Raw genomic sequence first — 20078 nt, 5'->3', positions numbered from 1 at the left:
ATGATTAAAGCGCGGCGGCTAAAAAACCCGTCAAAGCAGACAACGAATGATTTAGCGCAGCCCGATGAACCCTATTCTGTAATACCCAGTATATCACCAGCAATAAGAACACCAACAAAAACCCAAGCTGAATCCACAAAAAATAACGATGCTTAAAGCCCAATCGGCGCAGCTTGGCATGGCTATAACTGCCCTTATCAAAGTTGGTATGTTGATGCCTTTGCCATTTGCCCGAACGATAATAGTTTTCTACATCCGCAAGCAATCTTGGGACACTGGCGCTATCAAATTGCGCAGTTTCAAAATAGTCTAGCAGGGGGCTGATATCATCGACATCATCCATATCATTAACGCTATCTAAATTGATGCAGTGCATTTTCCAGTGCCCAAACAGCGCATTGGGCACCTGTCCCTGCTCGATGACGCGAATATTTTTGTGTCTTTTATCGGCTTTGATTTTGTCAAATAGCTGGGTGATAGTGGGCTCACTACCTTCCATATAGTGTAGAAAGTTGCCTTGCTTGAGAAATAGTACGCTATTGACATTTGCCTGGGTGTTGCGCGCGACTGACTGACGATAGATATCAGGCAACGTCATCGTATGCAAACTTGCTTGTAAGGTGATTTTGCTCGTGTAGATAAGATAAAAGACTGACATCACAGGATCCTTAGATAAATAAATCGGTTAGACGTCTATGACTTTTAATAGCGTTTTCTTCAAACGTATTAAGAATGTAATTTTTATTAATTATTAAGTAATAATATACCAGTTTTTTTTAATTTTTGCTCAAAAATTATACAAAATCAGCACTTTTTGTTAAATTTTTCAACTAATTTATCCGCATGTTTTATCTGAATGCGCTACCAACGTCTATGGCTATCAATATTTCGCTGCTTAGACTAACTGAGTTAATGCTATAATAGCGATCTAATAAAAAATGAGCGCCTGTGCTAGCTTCACCCAATTTAATGAAGTGATTGTTAAGATTAATTTAGACAATAGTTTGAACAATACATACTAGCTGATAGCGCTTATTTTCTGTCCCTATTTTTCAATCAGTTTTTTAATCAATGTTATTTTAATAAATCGCTAACAAAGGCACTTTTATGGCATTTAATACAACGGCAGAAATTATCGATGACATCCGTGCAGGCAAAATGGTCGTTTTGATGGATGATGAAGACCGTGAGAACGAAGGCGACTTGGTGATGGCCGCCACCCATGTACGCCCAGAAGATATTAACTTTATGATTACCCATGCGCGTGGCTTGGTGTGTTTGACCATCACCGCTGACCGCAGTGAACAGCTCAATTTACCGCTTATGTCGGATAAAAATGGCGCTAAATTTAGCACCAACTTCACGGTATCAATCGAAGCGGCAGAAGGGGTCACCACAGGTATCTCAGCAGCGGATCGCGCCAGAACCATCCAAACAGCGGTATCTTCGACTGCCAAGCCAGAAGACATCGTACAACCTGGTCATGTATTCCCGATCGTGGCACAAAATGGCGGTGTGCTACACCGTGCCGGTCATACTGAAGCCGGCTGTGACCTAACACGCTTGGCAGGACTTGAACCTGCGGCAGTGATTTGTGAAATTATCAAAGAAGATGGCGAAATGGCGCGCCGTGATGACCTAGAGATTTTTGCCAAAGAACATGGCTTAAAAATCGGTACCATCGCCGATTTGATTAATTACCGTATTGCCAATGAGCAAACGGTAGAAGCCATTGCCAATTACCCCATGCAAACTGAGTTTGGTGAGTTTACTGCTTATCGTTTTAAAGAAAAAAATTCAGAGGATACCCATTTGGCACTGGTCAAGGGCAACCCACAAGAAGGCGTGAGCACTGTGCGGGTGCATAGCTTCCAGCCATTGCGCGATTTATTCACCGTGCAGCTACCCAACAGCGGTAAGAGTAATTGGGATATCCATGCCTCACTCAAAGAAATTAGCCAATCCGAGCGTGGCGTGTTTGTCTGGATTGGGCATCAACAAGCAATTGATATGGGCGAAGCGCTCGATAACTTTGTCGCTGACAAACCCAACTCACCGCTTAAACACCAACCCTACCGCAGCATTGGGGTTGGTTCACAGATTTTACGTTATCTGGGCGTGCGTGATATGCGTTTGCTGTCATCACCGCTTAAATTCAACGCGTTATCAGGGTTTAACCTAAACTTGGTCGAAACCGTTGCCAACCCAAACCACAAAGAGTGATTTACGAGATAGCAATTTATCAGACAAAAAAGCCACCAGCATTGCAGCTTGTGGCTTTTTTTTAACAATTTTAGTAACAGTTAAACCGTATGACTTTCTAACTCGGCAAGTTGTTGGCGTTGACCATCAGAAATCGGTTGTTTGTTTTTGCCGTTTTGGTCAAAAAATACAATGACGGACGACACGGTAGCGACGACTTTTTGCTGGGCCGTGCTAAAGTAAACATACTCATGGGTCAAGCTGGTATTGCCTATTTTTTTGGCACGAATGCCAATCCAAAGCACATCGGGGAAAGTGACCGAATTCAAATACTGGCAAGATGACGAAGCAAGCACGGTGTAAGTTTGTAAGTTAAACATATCAACTTGTTCAAGGTAGTGGATACGTGCGCGCTGGGCATAGTTGTAATACACCACGTTATTGACGTGATTGAACGCATCCATATCGCCCCATTCCACTTTTTGCTCATAGATAACAGCAAAGCCTTTTAATGGGTGATTGTGTTGTTGGGCGATATCCTTGCGGGCGGCATCACTCATTGGGGGATTGGACATATATTTCTCTCTCTCATACGGTTACTGTTTAACACAAGGTAAAAACTATTGAATCACTAGCGCAGTCGCATTAACCCTTGCTGCTGGGTTGTGGCGACCAATTTGCCATTTTGCCAAAATTGACCGTGGTTTAGGCTTTTTGACTGTGACGTGGTATCGCACCACATGTTGTAGAGTAACCAATCATTCATATCAAATGGGCGGTGAAAATGCATACTATGGTCGATACTTGCCGCTTGCAATCCTTTGGTCATAAAGCTAATCCCGTGTGGCATCAGCCCTGTACCAATCAAATAAAAATCAGAAGAAAATGCGAGCAGTGCCTGTTGCACTTGAATTGACTGTTTACTCAGCTGCGGAATACGTAGCCAGTTGGCTTGGCTTGGTTTCATGATTTTTGGATGAATCGGGTCACGCGGCTGTATCGGTTTAATTTCGATATGACGCTGGCGCATATAGCGTGCTTTGAGCGCATCGGGGATTTTGCCTACCACTTGGTCTTTGAGCTGCTGCTCGGTCAGTAGCGTGTCCGGACTTGGAAAATTCGGCATGGTTTCTTGATACTCAAGCCCTTCTTCGAACGGTGAAAAAGACGCCATCATGGTAAAAATTATGCTCGGTTGGTTATCGTCATCATATTGGCGTGCTGTCACTTGACGTGAAGCAAGGCTACGACCATCACGTAATTTCTCGACTTGGTAATATACAGGCTTATTGATATCGCCACCGCGCAAAAAATAGCCATGGAACGAGTGGCAAGGTTTTGAATGCTCCACAGTATGGCTGGCGGCCATCAATGCTTGTCCCAGTACTTGCCCACCAAAAATACGCGCACCCACATAGTCGTGGCTTTGCCCAATAAATACATTATCTTGATACGGCACGAGGGTTAAGGTTTCCAATACCTGCGTGACTAATTGTTGCCAAATCGCTTGCGGCTCAAACTGCTGCGTTACGGCTGTTACGGGCACCTGTGGTTGGTGAGTGATATCAATGGTATGGGTATGGTTTATATCTTGCTGGCTTGCCATAGACGCTCTTATCATTAACGTTATTTTGGGTAGATAAAATGGATTAAAGTCACTCATTATACAAGAATTTTTGAGTGATAAGGTTTAGAAATTCATCAATCTATGGCATGATAAGACATATTTTAAACCTTGTATTTATCTTTAAAAAACTTACAAAAAAACTCACGCAATCACTAGGCATACTATGAATCACGTAGGGAAAAATTCAGGCACTACCCAAGCGAACAGCAAAGGTACCCATCCTGCTGCGACCCCGCTGTTAAAAAATCTATACCGACAAGTCTCTGGCAAATTATTGGGGCTCGCCGTCAAATCCAAACTTATCGGTGACATCCCCAATATTAGCGAAGCTAGCACCCATGGTGGCGATGATAAGCTACCGCCAGCTAGCGATAACTTAGCAAGCGCCAATACCAATATGGATATCGATAGCGATACCTCAAGCCAGCGACTCACCTTTTATGTGCTCAAAGAATATTCTCGTAGCAACAGTATTTTAATTGACCTAGAAACCAAACAATACGACCTACCCCCTGCCCTAGCCAATGTCATCGATCGGGCGCATGGTATTGATGAAAATACCGCAATGATTTTTTTGCATCACCATAAAACAGAAAAACTGTCTCATGACAGCGCCGTATTTTCACCTCGCCTATTACGCTTGATTGAAGCCGTCGAGCAATACCCAACGCTACACATTGATTTTATCCCTGTCACTATCTTGTGGGGACGCGCACCAGAAAAAGAAGATTCGCTGTTTAACCTCCTCACCGCTGATGAATGGCAAGTGCCCACCATCAGTAAACAGCTATTTAATATCGGGGTCAAAGGGCGAGATACCTATGTGCAGTTTCACTCACCCAAAGACCTGCGTGGCATCATCGAAGATGAGATTAGCAAAAACCCTGCGCTGCAATCAGGTAGCCTAGCATCCACTGATGATGCTAGTGAAGACCGCCAGCATTTACACACCATTACTGCACGGGTACAGCAGCGTTTAGAAGGTTATCTGGATAAACAACAAGAAGCCATCTTGGGTCCTGACTTATCAGACCGTCGCAATGTGGTCGATAAAATTCTGTATACCCCTGCCATTCAGCATGCCATCAATATCGATAGCAAAGAAAACTCGCGTGAACTCGCCAAAAGCCGAAAACTGGCGCGTGGCTATTTGAACGAGATAGCCAGTGATTACTCGTATGCAACCGTGCGCTTTTTTGACCGCTTTTTGACCTGGCTATGGACACAGTTGTATGACGGGGTTGAAGTGGCGCACTTTGAGCGGGTACGCGAACTGGCATCCGACCATGAAATCATCTATGTGCCTTGCCACCGCAGTCACATGGACTATCTGCTGCTGTCATACGTAATTTATAAACGTGGGTTACGGGTGCCCTACGTTGCCGCAGGCGAGAACCTAAACATCCCCGTGCTAGGTCAAATACTACGTAATGGCGGCGCTTTCTTTATGCGTCGCAGTTTTAAAGGCAATCCGCTATACTCTGCGGTGTTTCGTGAATACGTGCATAGTATGCTGATGCGTAACACGCCGATTGAGTACTTTATCGAAGGTGGACGCTCGCGCTCAGGTCGCTTGTTACCGCCCAAAAAAGGAATGCTAGCGATGACGGTACAAAGCCATCTACGCCAAGCGGGCAAACCGATTGTCTTTATCCCGACCTACATCGGTTATGAACGTATTATGGAAGGCGGCACTTATGTGGGTGAGCTTAAAGGTAAACCCAAAGAATCTGAGTCGTTATTGGGTCTGTTAAAAGCCAGTCGAAAAATTGAGCGCATCTTCGGTCATGTGCATGTCAGTTTTGGTCAGCCGCTGTATCTAGCTGATTTTATGAAAAAATTTGAGGTTGCCCCAAATACCCTACCCAAAGACCGTACCGATAGTGATATGCCTGCCAATGTCACTCACATGATTGACAATTTGGGCATCAAAATCATGCAGCGTATCAACCGCTCTGCGGTGCTTAACCCAGTCACTTTGCTATCTTTGGTACTGCTCGACACGCCTCATGGTGCACTCGATGAGCAAAGCTGTCGTGAACAGTTGGCGCTGTATCAACGTATCGCAGAAAAAATCCCGTATGATGATGATGTATCAATCACCCAGCAAAGCCCAGAATCCATTATCAATTATGGTGTCAAGCTTAAACTCATCGAGCGCACCCCCCATGTGCTCGGGGACTTGATTCGTATTGCGGACGGTCAAGCACCGCTACTGAGCTATTTTCGCAACAATATTTTGCATATTTATATCATCGCGTCACTGTGTGCCTCATTGATACAGCGTAATGGCACCATGAGCCTAAACACCATTGAGCGGGTGGTAGGTATCATGTACCCCTTCTTGCAAGCAGAGTTGTTTTTGAAATACCCACTGCGCACCCTAAATGACACTTTGCGTGAGCATATCGATACGTTGGTCGAAGAAAACATCATCGTCGATAAAGGGATGAGCCCCGAAGGCCATCGTATGCTGACCACGCCAGAGCCGAATACCCGTAGCTATCAGCAGTTGACAGTGCTTGCCAACTCAGTTGAGCAAAGTTTAGAGCGCTACTTTATGGTACTTGCGCTGCTGAGTCAGCAAGGCTCAGGCAAACTCACCAAAGATCAAGTGATTGATTTGGGTCATCTGCTCGGTCAGCGCCTATCCGTGCTATACGAAGATGACATGCCAGATTTCTTTGACCGTGCCTTGTTTACTAGCTTTATGGATGCGCTAGAGCGTTTGGGCTATATTACGGTGTCGGCTAGCGGGGTGATTGAGTTTGATGCTCGCATTCATACCATGGCAAAAAGCGCGCGATTTATCCTTAATATGGACGTGATGCATATCTTACAGCAAATTTCACAACTGACTGATGAGGAAATCAAACGCACCTTGACTGAACTGCAAAACAAAAAGCAACGCAAATTTAGTCGTAAAAAAGCTTAATGCCACCAAAAAATAAAAAACCGTGTTGCAATAACACGGTTTTTTTGCCTGCAAATCAGCCTAGCGACGCTGCTCGACAATCAGTGAATCAATGCGGCTATTTTGTAGTTGGCGCTGGGCTTGTGCCGCCATCTCTGGGCTACTCATGGCGCGAGAGATAACTTGATAGACAGTTTGGTCATTGCTTAAGCGTTTTTTGACGATTTGGGCATCCACCCCTGCCATTAGCACTTCAGCACGGCGTTTATCCGCATCATCAGCATTATCAAAGCTATTGATTTGCAAGATATAAGTCCGCGTAGGCTCTTCATTGCCAATCACTATGGCATCGGCACTGCTTTTGTCATCGGCAGCTGTGCTGGTGTCTATCGTACTATCGTTGGCTGAAGCGCGTGGCTTGGTTCCGTTATCATCAGACAACAACGGATTATCGACCACGCTGACATTCGCTGATTTGGTCGCACTGGTGCTGTCAGCCTGGGTCAACACCACATCAGGCTGCGCCGAGACTGGCTGACTAGCAGCAGCCTCATCGGGGACTGCACTGACCTGCTGTTCTTTGAGTAAGTCATAGAACTCGTAGTTATTGGTTTTGGGTTTGTCTTGCACCTTTGGCTGCACCATCGGCGCTTCGTCGCTGCTCGTGGTTTTGCCTTGGTTAAATGGATTCCACAAATAAACAAACAGACCAATCCCCACGGTCAATATCATGCCCACCAACATGGCAGCAAAAAACGACATCGTGCTTGGCGCTTTACGCGGGGTCGCTCCTTTGGGTCTTGCCATCATCATCTCCTACGACATGGGATACGGTAATATTACAGCGTTTTTAGCGTATCCTAATCATATCACATACTGGTTGGTGCCGTTAATCCCAACAAAATTAAGCCATTTTGAATCACTTGGCGTACCGACTTTGATAACCGCAGACGCGCTTGCATCAAGTCAAGCTCGTCTTGGGTTGGGGTTTCGCCATCTTTAGGTAAGATACGGTTGTCGTTGTACCAACCGTGGAACAAGCTTGCCAAATCTTTGAGGTAATTGGTCAATAAATGCGGCTCATAATTAACGGCAGCACGGCGTAGCACCTCAGGGTAAGAAGCCAGTAAGCTCAATAAATCCGTTTCAGCAGGTTGGGTCAACAGATGCTGGTGTGCTTTGCCGGCTTTGTCATCGACCTTAATACCGCGCTCTTCAGTACGCTCAAGCACACGGCAAATACGCGCATGCGCATATTGAATATAATACACTGCATTATCTTTGGTATGGGATTTGGCAAGTTCTAAGTCAAAGTCAATGTGCTGTTCTGGTTTACGCGCGACATAATAGAACCGCGCAGCATCATTGCCGACTTCTTGACGCAGTTCACGTAAGGTCACAAACTGACCTGAGCGTGATGACATCTGGATTTGCTCTGTACCGCGCCATAGGGTGACAAACTGCACCAAAATCACATCCATACGCTGGGCATCGTAGCCCATCGCCGTTAATGCCGCTTTCACGCGTTTGATGTAGCCGTGGTGGTCTGAGCCCCAAACATCAATAATTTTGTCATAGCCGCGGTCAAGCTTGTCTTTGTGGTAGGCAATATCCGAGGCAAAATAAGTAAATTGACCATTGGCACGGCGGATAACACGGTCTTTTTCATCGCCAAATTCGGTGGATTTAAACCACAAGTTGCCGTCTTTTTGGTATAAAAACCCCCGCTGCTCTAATAATTCCAAAGCAGGCACAATGGCATCTTGGATTGATTTTTCGCTAAACCATTGGTCAAAATGGACATTAAAATCCGCCAAATCATCTTGGATATCTGCCAAGATGGTACTAAGTGCGGCTTCATGAAAAATCTGATAGTTATCGCCCAAATTGGCTTTGGCATTGGCAATCAGCCCGTCAATATGGGCTTCTTTATCACCTGACACACATACTTTTTCGCCGTTGGCATCGATTTGGTACTGGGCATCGGCAGGTACATTGAGTAGCATATGTTCCCAGGCGGTTTTTAGGCTATCGCCATGCTGTTTTTTGATGGGTTTGGCAATATCTTTGACATAATCGCCTTGGTACGCATTGGTGGGAAATACAATTGGCTCACCGCACAGCTCAAGGTAGCGCAAATAGGTACTGGTTGCCAAAATATCCATCTGACGACCCGCATCATTGACGTAATACTCACGCCCGACTTGGTAGCCAACCGCCTCTAGCAAATTGGCCACGCTCATGCCAAACGCAGCGCCGCGACCGTGACCCACGTGCAGGCTTGAGGTTGGGTTGGCAGAGACAAACTCAACTTGGATTTTTTGACCGGCAAATTCTTCGGATGTACCAAAGTCGCCTTTTTGCTCCATGATGGTGTCTAAGATAGCAAAACGCGCGTTATCATCTAAGAAAAAGTTAATAAACCCCGGTCCTGCGATCTCGACTTTGCTAATCATGTCCGAGGCAGGCAGCATCGCCACGATGGTTTGCGCCAGTTCACGCGGGTTTTTCTTGGCAGTCTTGGCAGCTATCATAGCAAGGTTACTGGCAAAATCGCCGTGCGCTTGGTCTTTGGTGCGGCTGATGGTGCTGTTATCAACCCAATCGATTGGCAAAATTTGCTGTTGTTTTAGTGATTCCACCACTAATGCTAAGGCTTGCGAAATGACGGGTTGTTGTTCTGACATGGAAATTCTCTTTGTTGGCTTACAGGTTTTGTTGCAGGATTGATAGCTAAAAAAGCACGATAAATCAATGAATCACCACCGATTTGAGGCTATCACTCGCTCACAATCGAGGGAGATTGATTTTGGCGTTCAATATACCAATTTTTGATGGTTTTTTCATTATAATCCTGTCAAAAGATACATGCCATTACAAGGAAACGCGGTTTTTTGGCGTATAATACGGGCTAAAATTTTGTAATGTCTGATGACAATCATAGGATAATAACATGTTTGTTTTAGTCTCTAGTGAGTTAATCACCAAACTTGGTATGTATGTGCTGCTGCCTATCTTTATCGCGTTTTTATTTTTTATCATGTACGATATTTCCAAGAAAAACAATGCAGGCAAACAAGGCACATTTTGGATTTTTTTGGCATTGGGCGGCGGTTTTTTTGGCTTTCTTATCAAAATGGTCTTGGAGTGGTATTTTAGTAGGACGCTTTAAAGTCTCCTACTCTAAACCTTACTAGCCTAAAACGCCATTACCTCAAACTGCATTACCCTTGTTACTTGTTCATGTACCGTTACGGTCGTTTGGCTATCATCACTGCACGGGTCGGGCGTTGATAGCCCTCGATGGTTTTGCTGCTATCCTTGGGGTCAAGAAAATCGCTTAAAGATTGATAATCCATCCAGTCGGTTTTGCGTTGTTCATCCGTCGATGTCACATCCACATCGACACAGCGCACCGCTACAAAGCCTACTTTGTACAGCCACAGCGACAGTGCCGCAACTGACGGGATAAAATAGACGTTATTCATCTGTGCATAGCGCTCACTTGGTACCAGCACGGATGTCGCATCCCCTTCAATCACCAAGGTTTCTAGTACCAATTCTCCGCCTTTTGCTAGCTGATTATATAATTGCTCAAGATGCTCAAACGGTGATGCGCGGTGATATAGCACGCCCATACTAAACACGGTATGAAACAGCCCTGCTTGCCCGCTAGTCAAGCTAGGATTGGGCAAGGCTTCAAGCGGTACGGGCACATAGTGCACCCTGTTGCGTCCAAAATCGTTACGGTCAGCGTCTCTGACGAAGTGCCGAATCGCCATAAACTGGTGATAAAACAGACACGATGGGTCAATCACAATCACCGTGCTTGCCCCTGCGCCCGCCATACGCCAGCCGTGATAGCCCGAACCGCCACCCACGTCTAGCACGCGTTTGCCGTGAAGTGGGCTGATATGCGGCAATACCCTATCCCATTTCCAATCACTGCGCCATTCGGTATCAATATGGATTTGCAGGTCATCTCGACCCAGTAAAAAACCGCCTTTGCGCCACGGCATCAAACGTTTGAGTAGCGCATGGGTTTGCTTGTATTCATTCTCTTGCCAATCAAATGCTACGGTGATACAGGGTTGATTCAACTCTACTTGCGCGTTGTCAACTACGGGCAAGCGCTCAATGAGCGATTGATAAAATGGCGCATGGGCGTAGCGTGATTTGTCTTTGATGGTAGCCAGCCAATTAGGCAACTGGGCAAGCCATTCATTGGCAACTGGGTATTTTTCCGCCAATTGCAGCAAGGTAAGATAGACGTCGGTTTCGGCAGTTTTGATGGTAGCATTCATGGTTGACTCTTTTAGCAATGACAGGTTTTTATTGTTTAAGGGCAATCATCACTTAAACGCAATAATCGACGCAAAGTTTAAAAACTGAAACCACGTCAAATGGCGGTCAAACCCCACTGTTGCTAGCCGCTGATGATGAAAATCGAGGGTATCGGTGATAAGTACATTCTCCAGTGCATTGCGTTTACCACTGATTTCCATCTCACTATAGCCATTGGCGCGTTTAAAATCATAATACCGCTCAACACGCCAGGCATCGTCCGCTTCATCGAGCAAATGGGTTTTTTCGGTCAAAATCAAAATACCGCCTTCAACCAACGCATCATAACAGCGTTTGAGTAACTGCTCGCGCTTGTCAGGGGATAAAAACTGCAAGGTTAAATTGAGCACAATCATATCGCACCGCTCAAATGCCACCTCACACACATCAGCGCAAATCAGCTCGATATCATGCTCAGGATAATGCTGCATCAGTACACTTTGCGCTTTGGCGATCATCGGCTCTGAGATATCAATGGCTTTGATTTGCAAATCTTGCGGCGCAAACTCGCCTGCGAGCGCAAAACTCACCGCCCCGAGTGAACAGCCCAAGTCATAGACGCGGCTAACTTTATTGCCGTCGCTATTGGTTTGGCGAAACTGGCAATGGCGTTTGGCAAAAATCGGCAACATGGCGAGCATCTGCCCATACCCAGGCACACTGCGGCGAATCATATCGGGAAAACAAGCCACCACTTGCTCATCAAAGCTAAACCGCGCATTGGCATCGAGCGGCGTGGTAAATAAGGTATCGTGGGGTGGTTTGGCTTGGGGCTGACTCATGGGGCTGACTCACTATGGCTGATTGAGCGTTACTAAGACTCAGTATCGCTGACTTAGTATCGCTGACAGTTTTATGATCGCTTCAACAATGAAACGCTTAAGGAACGCTTAAACTGTCAGGTTTTTAGATAGCGGAAACTTGGTTTACATTGCCTAACTTGAATGGCGAGTAAACTTTGCTATTCTAACATTTTCACCCGTTTTACTTTTAATAATTTATTTTAATCCTTATATCAAACCAATGAGATAACCATAAAAAGGTACTAATATGCAAACGATTATTTTAGGTGGTGGCTGTTTTTGGTGTACCGAATCAGTATTTAGCCATGTCAAAGGTGTGACCGATGTCACATCAGGGTATATGGGCGGTGATGAAGTAACCGCCAACTACAAAGCCGTCTGTGGCGGTGATACCGGTCATATCGAAGTGATTAAAGTCGATTTTGATGAGACCATTATTCCGCTTGAGACGGTATTGGATATTTTCTTTGCCACCCATGATCCGACGACACAAGACCGTCAAGGTAATGATGTCGGCAGACAATATGCCTCTGTGGTGTTTTACACCGATGAAGCGCAGCAAAAACCGACCATTGACCGTGTGATTGGTGAGCTTCGTGATGAGCAAGGCATCAAGGTGGTGACCGAAGTGCATCCTGCTGCGCAGTTTTTCGTTGCAGAAGACTACCACCAAGACTATTACGCCAACAACCCGACCCAAAGCTATTGCAACTTTGTGATTCCGCCCAAGCTTGCTAAGCTTAAACAATATTTTAGCGGTTTTATGATCGAACAATAACGCGTATTGTGATTTTATTGATACTTATTAGTCTTTCCAAAATTGGGCTTTACCGCGTTAATGCCCAATTTTTTCGCGTTAAATAATTGGACTTACCATAGAAGTGCAAAAATTAACGCTTTATCACCCAATGTGAAAAAATGTAATTAAATGCATTTACTCCTTTCACTAAGCGGGCTTTTTTTATACCCTTGAATGAGTCAAAATTCACCCCGTTTGTTGATGTCTTTATCTATCACTATTCAAGGTTTGTTATGCGTTTACTTCCGATTTTTATGGCGCTGGCAGGCGTGGCGATGGTTAGCCAAGCCAATGCCGCACCGACACCGCCTAATCTTAGCAATGCCCAATTTCAACAGTGTTTATCCAATCTCAAAAACAGCAGCACCTTTCGCGGTGTAGCCAGCACTTTAGAACAATATCGCCCAACTGAGCCTGACCCTAGCGTGATTGTCTCGCTCAACTATCAACCTGAGTTTCAAAAAGAAGTGTGGGACTATCTCTCAGGTCTGGTCGATGAAGAGCGTGTGCAAGACGGTATCAATGCCAAAAACCAACTGCAAAGCACGCTAAGCCGCATCGAGCAGCGCTATGGCGTGAAAGGGACGGATGTACTTGGCGTCTGGGGGGTAGAGTCGAACTTTGGTAAGCAGCTGGGTAAAAAAGACTTAATCCAGTCGTTAGCGACCTTGTCTTGCTTTGACCGTCGTCAGTCGTACTTTCGCACGGAATACGCCAATGCGCTGCGTATCTTGCAAAATGGTGATATCCGCCGTGATGATATGACTGGCTCATGGGCAGGTGCGTTTGGGCAAACCCAGTTTATGCCAAGTACCTTCTTACGCTTGGCGCAAGATTTTGACGGTGATGGACGTAAAGATTTGGTCAACAGCCAAGCTGATGCGCTCGCGTCAACGGCCAATTTCTTGGATAAAGCCGGTTATCGCACGGGCGAGCCTTGGGGGTTTGAGGTCAAGTTGCCTGCAGGGTTTTGGGCAGATAGCAACCGCAAAGCCAAAAAACCGATGAGCTACTGGCGCAGCCAAGGTCTGACCCTTGCTAATGGTCAGCCGCTACCCTTTAGCCTTGATAGTGCAGGTTTGCTATTACCGGCAGGTATTAAAGGCCCTGCGTTCTTAGTGGGTAAAAACTTCGATGCGTTTTATAGTTACAATGCGTCAGAGAACTACGCGCTAGCGATTGCGCATTTGTCCGATATGATTAGCCAAAACCGTACTAGCAATGTCGGCTTTGTCACACCTTGGCCCACGGATGATGCCGGTATTAGCCGCCGTCAAGCCCGTGAAATCCAGCAAGCACTGCTTAATCGTGGGTATGATATTGGTCAAGTCGATGGCATGATTGGCGATAAAACGCGCTATGCCATTCAAGATTTTCAGCGTCAGCAAGGTGTCAACCCTGATGGTCGTGCGGGTATGAAGCTATACCGTATGCTAATAACTCAGCCAGTGAATGGTCAGTATCCAACCCAATACCCGACCCAAACGCCCGTTCGATATCAGTCTGTACCGAATTCAACGGTTACTACCACGCCGACTAAAGTGGTACGCGATGCCAATGGTCGCACGAGTTACTATCGTATCGACAATGGACAAGGTGGGGTAACAACGCCCTAATCATTGAAACTTTAGTGTTTCAGTATTAGGCATTAAACCTTAAATGATTTAAACCTGAGTTATTTAAGCCGTAGTCATCTACAATGTTCATCAATTTTTCATTACCCAATAAAAAACCCTTAATGCTGAGATTAAGGGTTTTTTGTTGATAGTGACAGGGTTTTGTTAATATCCGCGCATTGTACAACCTTATACAATAGGTGGCGGGGTGGGCTCTTCACCATCATCCATTTGGATCGGTTTGACTTCGCCTTTTGAATTGCTGCCCCAATTGTCCTCTTCGTCTTCATCCCATTTTTTGAAGTTATCACGTGGGTTGATGCCACGGCGTTTCATGTCTTCGACTTGCTCTTCAAGGGTGCGAAACTGCTGGGCTTCGTGCATGGTATCTTCAAGTTGATTGATTTTGTTTTCAAGATCGTCCGCTTGCGGGGTGACATGCGTACTCATAATTTTATCCTCTTTTATCCTCAATGTTATCGTTATGTGTGTTATGAGATTATCATAGCATAAACAAATGTGACGCTAGATAGCAGGTCTGTATAATATTGTCATGACATGAGTAAATCATGGCTTGGTCAAAGCTGATATAAAATACTTGCATAAAACACTGAGATAAAACACTAAAAAATGCGTGTTAGAAACGACGGATTAAGCTTGTACGATGATGTTAATCTGCCACAGCTCGCGGATACTTCGCTCTTCTTTGACCGAGCACAACCATCTTTTTTTCACCAGTTGGCTTTTTATCCATTGATAATCGATACTACTGATTTGACAGCGCGAGACCGCATGGATATTGGGTGAGATTTTGAGCGCTTCTGCCATTGCAGCATCTTTGAGGGCATCATTAATTTGGGTCAACATCATATTACTGGTAAACGGCTGTGGTAATGCTTGTAGCGTTTGCACAATATTACCCCAGCTAAAGGTGTAAGTTGCGCTGATTTCTTGCAAATTGCCGCCTTCAAACGCGTGTGCAGTATAGTTGACCAATAACGCCTCATTGAGCTCTTTTGGCGTAACCTGGGTCGGTCTGGCTTCAGCTTCAGGGGACTGTTGAGTGCCATCTAGACTGCTATCAGTTAAGGCGGGTTGCACGCCATTACGGATATGAAATCTATCCGAGACAAACATCGACTTTAAATCGCCACTAGCAGCTGCCGGTAGCGTGCTCAATGAACGGGTGTCTTTGACCCAACCTAATCGCGGAAATTTCTCTTTGATTTCCCCAAGCATACGCACGCATTCTGACACGCCATCATGGGTCTGACCGAAGTGAATTACCCGCAAACCCTGTTCTTTAATCACCAAATTAAACAAATCCAACCGTTGGCGTAATAGCTCATGTTGGCTTGGTTGGGTATTGACCAACGCAATCATCGGCACCCGTTTTGAAGACGCATATATATAAGATAAGTGCAGATAACTGACACCAGATAGGCTTAAATGACCGTAATCATTGCCCAAAATAAAAATCATATAATCACATTGGTCAATTTGTTGGCGGCTGTATTCAACAAAATTGGTATGGGTCGCAAGCAAATCCCAAGTCAAAAAATAATCCGTCGATAGCGCATACTCTAGGGCATTCTCTAAGTTGACATTTTCATTTCTCACCAAAGAGATATGAATATGATAACGTTTCTTTTGAGACATGCTATCTTCTCCATAACGCTCTAATGAACGCAATTAATTAAAAAAGTAAAGGGTTAAAAGCTGAATCGTTAGAAGTTAAATCGTTAAAACTTAAAAGGGTAAAAAGCCATGCTGACTAACCAACAAGCTCAATTCACTGCACGATGTTGAGTCACACACAAGGTAAAAAAATCAATCCCCAACTCTGGCAAAAATCGCTGCAAAAGACGCGTTGCCGCCTGCTCAGTAGTAGGTAAGTTGGCGGTGGCATAAAACTGTAATCGTGGTCGCTCTTTATGAGAGGCAAGCTGATTGGCTCGCTCAAGCAAATCATACACCCGTTTGGCAATGGCATCCCCCGAATCAATCAATGCCACTTGCCCCATAGCTTGGTGGGTCACCAGCTCGTCGATACGCTGTGCCAAATAGGCTTTAAAAAAAGGAAAATGGGTACAGCCCAGTACCAGTTGGTCGACTTTTTTAGCGTGTAACTCACTTAGCAAGTGATCTAAATCAGTCACGGCTAGGTGATTGCTTGGCATACCTAATTCTACCCAAGGCACTAGGCTGTTAAAGCTATATTTGTGGACAGTCACTTGCTGCGGTTTGGCGACTTGTTCAATGACTTCATTGAGTAAATACCCGTGTAAGGTCGCTGGGGTTGCTAATACCGCGACTTGCTTGGTGACCGATTGCATCACCGCAGGTTTTAATGCAGGGACTAAGCCGACAATCGGCACTTGAGGATACTGCCGCCTTGCCGCCTGTAATCCATGCGCAGAGGCACTATTGCAAGCTATCACAATAAGTTTACAGCCTTGCGAATGTAGCCAGTCAACAGCCTGCAAGGTAAGTTCACGAATCTCTGCTTCACTGCGTGAGCCATAGGGTACGTGCAGGGTATCGGCGAGATAGATATAACGTTCAAATGGCAAGCGTCGCTGCAAATGGGTCAATACCGACAATCCGCCCAACCCAGAATCAAATACGCCTATCGGCGCGCTTGCCAACTCTACCATAGCCTAATCAGTCCAACTCGCAGGGTGTTGCTATTTTAAACCGCAAAATAATCGCCTACCCATAAAATAGACCACTATCTTATACCAATTTTTAGACGCTCACTACAAAAAAATGCAGTTGCTGAATTTGATAGCAAATTCGTCACTTCGCTGGTTCACAACTACCAAAATTTGACTAAAGCGGCTACTTAGGCGGTCATCGTCAAGGTAAAAGTGCTATCACCACTGTGCAAAATCAATGACGTACCCTCTTCGCCCTCTACCAACTCACCCAGTTCAATCAAATGGTAAAACACATTGCGATGAATGAGTCCGTATAATGCTGAATCACCATTTTGCCGCACCAACAGATAAGGCTGGCTGGCTTGTTTTTGCTGTAAGGACGCATCATGCTGGGTAGCATGGGTAAATGGCAGACCCAAACGAATCGGATGCTGCTCGTCAGCAATCACCACATCGCCTTGCGTGGTGGTGAACTGCAACACCGGTTTGCTAGTAGCGCCAAATTGCTTGTTAATGACGTCCACTTGATTCACTAGCAGTGGCACGTCTTCTACTTGGATTTGCCATTTTTCAACAGGGGTTTTTAAAAAATACTCAATGTGGTGGTTGTCATCAACCTCTGACCACAACACTTTGGCAAACAGATCAATGAGTAGTGGACGGGTGATTTGACTGCCTTCATGCCACCACTCGCCATTGGCTTTGACCACCATATCCATCGCACCGCTGAGTTTGGGTTGCCATTTTTCAAGCGGTGGAATTTGGCGTGTCGGATGATTTGCGGCTGCTACCGCTTGCGAAGCGACCGATTGCTCGATTTGTTGGCTTAGCTCGCCTATATCAAAGCTAGTATCAAAGTTGGGTTTAGATGCGACATTATTAGTATCAGTATTAGTCATTTTATAGCTCGTATTATGGTAGTTTTTATTTAGATTAGGATTTAGAGTATTGTATGGGTTTATAAATGCCATGATGCGCTGTGTTGACATCACTTTGTAGTACATAGTAGACAATTCAACGCTGGGTTTCAAATAGTCGCTGTTAGTACCTGTGTCGATTTATTGTATATAAAGGTGACAGATAGCATAAGACAAGCCAAATTGGATACGATAAATTAAGCCCGGCAGTCATTTTCTCCTGCAAAAATATTAGGTAGTTAAAGGGTGAATCTATTATACTAAGTAGTATTTTTTCTGAATTCATATAACGATTCATTATATGTTAAAATCAAGAAAACCATTGATAACATTGCCAGCCTGCGCCAGCAATTATTTGATGAACTGATAATCAAAGGCTAACCTTCCCAATCACTAGCCTTGCAAAAATCATCGTGATGCAACTTATATGTATTGTCAGATATAAGCTGATAAATCGCATTGTTTAACCCAATGCGAGCAAGGTTAAGTAAGTTGTCATCACTGAATTTTATTTTTCTAAGGAGTTTGTATGCAAGACATCGAACGCGAGCAAATGGAGTTTGACGTAGTTATCGTGGGTGGCGGACCTTCAGGCCTATCTGCGGCAATTCGTCTACGTCAACTTGCCATTGCTGCTGGCAATCCTGATTTTAGCGTGTGTATCGTTGAAAAAGGGTCAGAATTTGGTGCCCATATCTTATCAGGTGCGGTCATGGAGCCTAATGCACTGACTGAACTGATTCCTGATTGGAAAGAAAAAGGTGCGCCCGTTCGCGTGCAAACCAAAGGCGACCGCGTCTATATGCTCAAAAATGAGACCAAATACCGCGAATTGCCAGAAAAAATCGTCCCAAGCTTGATGCACAACCACGGCAACTACATTATCTCATTGGGTAACCTTGTACGTTGGTTAGCCACCCAAGCCGAAGAGCTTGAAGTGATGATGTTCCCAGGTTTTTCTGCCGCTGAAATCCTCTACAACGAAGATGGTTCTGTTCGTGGCGTATTGACAGGTGACATGGGCGTCAATGCCGAAGGTCAACCAAAATCAGGCTATGAGCCAGGCTATGAGCTACTGGCAAAATACACCATTTTTGCTGAAGGGTGCCGTGGTCACTTAGGTAAACGCTTAATCAGCCGTTTTAACCTATCAGAAGGCAAAGACCCGCAGCATTACGGTATTGGCTTAAAAGAGCTTTGGGAAATTGACCCTGCCAAACACCAAGAAGGCATGGTGCTGCACGGTTCAGGTTGGCCACTTAGCGAGACGCATAGTAACGGTGGTTGGTGGTTATACTTCGATGAAAACAACCAAGTGTCATTTGGTATGGTGATTGACTTGTCTTATCACAACCCTTACCTATCGCCATTTGATGAGTTACAACGTCTAAAAACCCACCCGCTCATTCGCAATATTTTAGAAGGCGGTAAACGCTTATCTTACGGTGCGCGTGCCTTGACCAAAGGCGGTTTAAACTCATTACCAAAACTATATTTTGCCGGTGGTGTGTTAGTGGGGGACGATGCAGGTTTCCTAAACCCAGCAAAAATCAAAGGTACTCATACCGCCATTAAGTCAGGTATGTTAGCCGCGGAAGCCGTGTATGAAGCGATTGCTGCCGGTCGTCAACATGACGAAGTGCCAACCTATGAGCAAAAATTCAAAGCATCATGGCTCTACAACGACATGTACCAAGCGCGTAACTTCGCAAATGCGATGCACCGCATGGGTATTTGGATGGGCGGTGCGTTCAACTTCCTAGAGCAAAATATATTTAAGGGTAAAATGCCTCTGACTATTCGTGACAGAATGCCAGACTACGATGTGCTTGAGCGCGCAGACCACGCTTATATCCCTGAGTATCCAAAGCCCGATGGTAAGCTGACCTTTGATAAATTATCTTCTGTGTTTATCTCCAATACTAACCACGCTGAAGATCAACCTTGTCATCTAAAATTAACCGATCCAGACGTGCCAATTAAGCGTAACCTCAAAATCTTTGCTGAGCCTGCACAGCGTTACTGTCCAGCAGGGGTATATGAAGTGGTGCAAAGTGACAGCGGCGCAAAATTTGTGATCAACTCACAAAACTGTGTGCACTGTAAAACTTGTGATATCAAAGACCCCTCACAAAACATCACTTGGGTCACCCCAGAAGGCGGTGGTGGTCCAAACTACCCAAATATGTAATGATG

The 20078-nt window shown here is 45.2% G+C and carries 17 protein-coding genes; 6 read left to right on the top strand and 11 right to left on the bottom strand.

What is annotated here, in order from left to right; all coding sequences use genetic code 11:
• Positions 1–4: 4 nt before the first annotated feature.
• Positions 5–658 (bottom strand): BLUF domain-containing protein, encoded by a 654-nt coding sequence (locus RTN07_RS07675; protein ID WP_312177130.1) that lies wholly within the window; start codon positions 656–658, stop codon positions 5–7.
• A 449-nt stretch (positions 659–1107) separates the two neighbouring features.
• Here RTN07_RS07675 and ribBA point away from each other — a divergent pair, with 449 nt between their 5' ends.
• On the top strand, positions 1108–2223 hold the full coding sequence (gene ribBA, locus RTN07_RS07670; protein ID WP_312177128.1) for a bifunctional 3,4-dihydroxy-2-butanone-4-phosphate synthase/GTP cyclohydrolase II: 1116 nt from the start codon (positions 1108–1110) through the stop codon (positions 2221–2223).
• Positions 2224–2303: 80 nt separating this feature from the next.
• On the opposite strand, the gene RTN07_RS07665 is transcribed toward ribBA, so the two are convergent.
• Both RTN07_RS07665 and RTN07_RS07660 read right to left on the bottom strand, forming a co-directional pair.
• A complete protein-coding gene (locus RTN07_RS07665; RefSeq protein WP_312177126.1) occupies positions 2304–2777 on the bottom strand; it encodes an acyl-CoA thioesterase in 474 nt (157 codons plus the stop codon).
• A 56-nt stretch (positions 2778–2833) separates the two neighbouring features.
• Complete coding sequence (locus RTN07_RS07660; protein ID WP_312177123.1) at positions 2834–3808, bottom strand: acyl-CoA thioesterase; 975 nt, start codon at positions 3806–3808, stop codon at positions 2834–2836.
• Between the two features lie 184 nt (positions 3809–3992).
• Between RTN07_RS07660 and plsB the strand changes: the two genes are divergently transcribed.
• Positions 3993–6764: a glycerol-3-phosphate 1-O-acyltransferase PlsB gene (gene plsB, locus RTN07_RS07655; protein ID WP_312177120.1), complete on the top strand. Its 2772-nt coding sequence runs from the start codon at positions 3993–3995 to the stop codon at positions 6762–6764.
• A 60-nt stretch (positions 6765–6824) separates the two neighbouring features.
• On the opposite strand, the gene RTN07_RS07650 is transcribed toward plsB, so the two are convergent.
• Together RTN07_RS07650 and argS are read right to left on the bottom strand one after the other, a co-directional pair.
• Positions 6825–7550: an SPOR domain-containing protein gene (locus tag RTN07_RS07650; RefSeq protein WP_312177117.1), complete on the bottom strand. Its 726-nt coding sequence runs from the start codon at positions 7548–7550 to the stop codon at positions 6825–6827.
• A gap of 62 nt (positions 7551–7612) precedes the next feature.
• Positions 7613–9430 carry an arginine--tRNA ligase gene (gene argS / locus RTN07_RS07645; RefSeq protein ID WP_312177114.1) on the bottom strand — a complete coding sequence of 606 codons (1818 nt, stop codon included), beginning with the start codon at positions 9428–9430 and terminating at the stop codon, positions 7613–7615.
• Positions 9431–9696: 266 nt separating this feature from the next.
• On the opposite strand from argS, the gene RTN07_RS07640 reads away from it, so the two are divergent.
• Complete coding sequence (locus RTN07_RS07640) at positions 9697–9915, top strand: DUF2788 domain-containing protein (protein WP_007117392.1); 219 nt, start codon at positions 9697–9699, stop codon at positions 9913–9915.
• A 79-nt stretch (positions 9916–9994) separates the two neighbouring features.
• On the opposite strand, the gene cmoB is transcribed toward RTN07_RS07640, so the two are convergent.
• Entirely contained in the window at positions 9995–11047 is a 1053-nt protein-coding gene (gene cmoB / locus RTN07_RS07635; RefSeq protein ID WP_312177111.1) for a tRNA 5-methoxyuridine(34)/uridine 5-oxyacetic acid(34) synthase CmoB, read from the bottom strand.
• 48 nt (positions 11048–11095) lie between these two features.
• Positions 11096–11869 (bottom strand): carboxy-S-adenosyl-L-methionine synthase CmoA, encoded by a 774-nt coding sequence (gene cmoA / locus RTN07_RS07630; RefSeq protein WP_050325184.1) that lies wholly within the window; start codon positions 11867–11869, stop codon positions 11096–11098.
• Positions 11870–12137: 268 nt separating this feature from the next.
• Between cmoA and msrA the strand changes: the two genes are divergently transcribed.
• Together msrA and RTN07_RS07620 are read left to right on the top strand one after the other, a co-directional pair.
• The gene (gene msrA / locus RTN07_RS07625) at positions 12138–12668 is read left to right on the top strand and encodes a peptide-methionine (S)-S-oxide reductase MsrA (protein ID WP_065262829.1); all 531 of its coding nucleotides are present in this window, start codon (positions 12138–12140) and stop codon (positions 12666–12668) included.
• Between the two features lie 254 nt (positions 12669–12922).
• Complete coding sequence (locus RTN07_RS07620; protein WP_312177107.1) at positions 12923–14305, top strand: lytic murein transglycosylase; 1383 nt, start codon at positions 12923–12925, stop codon at positions 14303–14305.
• A 189-nt stretch (positions 14306–14494) separates the two neighbouring features.
• Here RTN07_RS07620 and RTN07_RS07615 read toward each other — a convergent pair whose 3' ends face one another.
• From RTN07_RS07615 to RTN07_RS07600, 4 genes are all read right to left on the bottom strand, one after another.
• A complete protein-coding gene (locus tag RTN07_RS07615; RefSeq protein ID WP_076775403.1) occupies positions 14495–14755 on the bottom strand; it encodes a hypothetical protein in 261 nt (86 codons plus the stop codon).
• Positions 14756–14956: 201 nt separating this feature from the next.
• Positions 14957–15964, bottom strand: a complete 1008-nt coding sequence (locus tag RTN07_RS07610) for a DUF4062 domain-containing protein (RefSeq protein WP_312177102.1) — start codon at positions 15962–15964, stop codon at positions 14957–14959.
• A gap of 128 nt (positions 15965–16092) precedes the next feature.
• On the bottom strand, positions 16093–16962 hold the full coding sequence (gene murI, locus RTN07_RS07605; protein WP_159373986.1) for a glutamate racemase: 870 nt from the start codon (positions 16960–16962) through the stop codon (positions 16093–16095).
• Positions 16963–17150: 188 nt separating this feature from the next.
• The gene (locus RTN07_RS07600) at positions 17151–17864 is read right to left on the bottom strand and encodes a DUF1285 domain-containing protein (protein WP_312177098.1); all 714 of its coding nucleotides are present in this window, start codon (positions 17862–17864) and stop codon (positions 17151–17153) included.
• Between the two features lie 547 nt (positions 17865–18411).
• On the opposite strand from RTN07_RS07600, the gene RTN07_RS07595 reads away from it, so the two are divergent.
• The gene (locus RTN07_RS07595; protein WP_050325177.1) at positions 18412–20073 is read left to right on the top strand and encodes an electron transfer flavoprotein-ubiquinone oxidoreductase; all 1662 of its coding nucleotides are present in this window, start codon (positions 18412–18414) and stop codon (positions 20071–20073) included.
• Positions 20074–20078 lie beyond the last annotated feature (5 nt).

Source organism: Moraxella sp. CTOTU46934 (genome assembly GCF_031979465.1).
GTDB classification, from domain to species: Bacteria; Pseudomonadota; Gammaproteobacteria; order Pseudomonadales; family Moraxellaceae; genus Faucicola; species Faucicola tetraodonis.
Note: the sequence above shows the minus strand (reverse complement) of the source record. Positions and strands in the feature narration are given on the sequence as shown.

Bases quoted from the DNA above. Each gene is read 5' to 3' on its own strand.
- RTN07_RS07665 (WP_312177126.1), bottom strand. From the start codon at position 2,777: ATGTCCAATCCCCCAATGAGTGATGCCGCCCGCAAGGATATCGCCCAA.
- cmoA (WP_050325184.1), bottom strand. From the start codon at position 11,869: ATGAGTCAGCCCCAAGCCAAACCACCCCACGATACCTTATTTACCACG.
- RTN07_RS07650 (WP_312177117.1), bottom strand. From the start codon at position 7,550: ATGGCAAGACCCAAAGGAGCGACCCCGCGTAAAGCGCCAAGCACGATG.
- RTN07_RS07595 (WP_050325177.1), top strand. From the start codon at position 18,412: ATGCAAGACATCGAACGCGAGCAAATGGAGTTTGACGTAGTTATCGTG.
- RTN07_RS07615 (WP_076775403.1), bottom strand. From the start codon at position 14,755: ATGAGTACGCATGTCACCCCGCAAGCGGACGATCTTGAAAACAAAATC.
- murI (WP_159373986.1), bottom strand. From the start codon at position 16,962: ATGGTAGAGTTGGCAAGCGCGCCGATAGGCGTATTTGATTCTGGGTTG.
- RTN07_RS07640 (WP_007117392.1), top strand. From the start codon at position 9,697: ATGTTTGTTTTAGTCTCTAGTGAGTTAATCACCAAACTTGGTATGTAT.
- RTN07_RS07610 (WP_312177102.1), bottom strand. From the start codon at position 15,964: ATGTCTCAAAAGAAACGTTATCATATTCATATCTCTTTGGTGAGAAAT.
- cmoB (WP_312177111.1), bottom strand. From the start codon at position 11,047: ATGAATGCTACCATCAAAACTGCCGAAACCGACGTCTATCTTACCTTG.
- RTN07_RS07660 (WP_312177123.1), bottom strand. From the start codon at position 3,808: ATGGCAAGCCAGCAAGATATAAACCATACCCATACCATTGATATCACT.
- msrA (WP_065262829.1), top strand. From the start codon at position 12,138: ATGCAAACGATTATTTTAGGTGGTGGCTGTTTTTGGTGTACCGAATCA.
- RTN07_RS07675 (WP_312177130.1), bottom strand. From the start codon at position 658: ATGTCAGTCTTTTATCTTATCTACACGAGCAAAATCACCTTACAAGCA.
- argS (WP_312177114.1), bottom strand. From the start codon at position 9,430: ATGTCAGAACAACAACCCGTCATTTCGCAAGCCTTAGCATTAGTGGTG.
- plsB (WP_312177120.1), top strand. From the start codon at position 3,993: ATGAATCACGTAGGGAAAAATTCAGGCACTACCCAAGCGAACAGCAAA.
- RTN07_RS07620 (WP_312177107.1), top strand. From the start codon at position 12,923: ATGCGTTTACTTCCGATTTTTATGGCGCTGGCAGGCGTGGCGATGGTT.
- RTN07_RS07600 (WP_312177098.1), bottom strand. From the start codon at position 17,864: ATGACTAATACTGATACTAATAATGTCGCATCTAAACCCAACTTTGAT.
- ribBA (WP_312177128.1), top strand. From the start codon at position 1,108: ATGGCATTTAATACAACGGCAGAAATTATCGATGACATCCGTGCAGGC.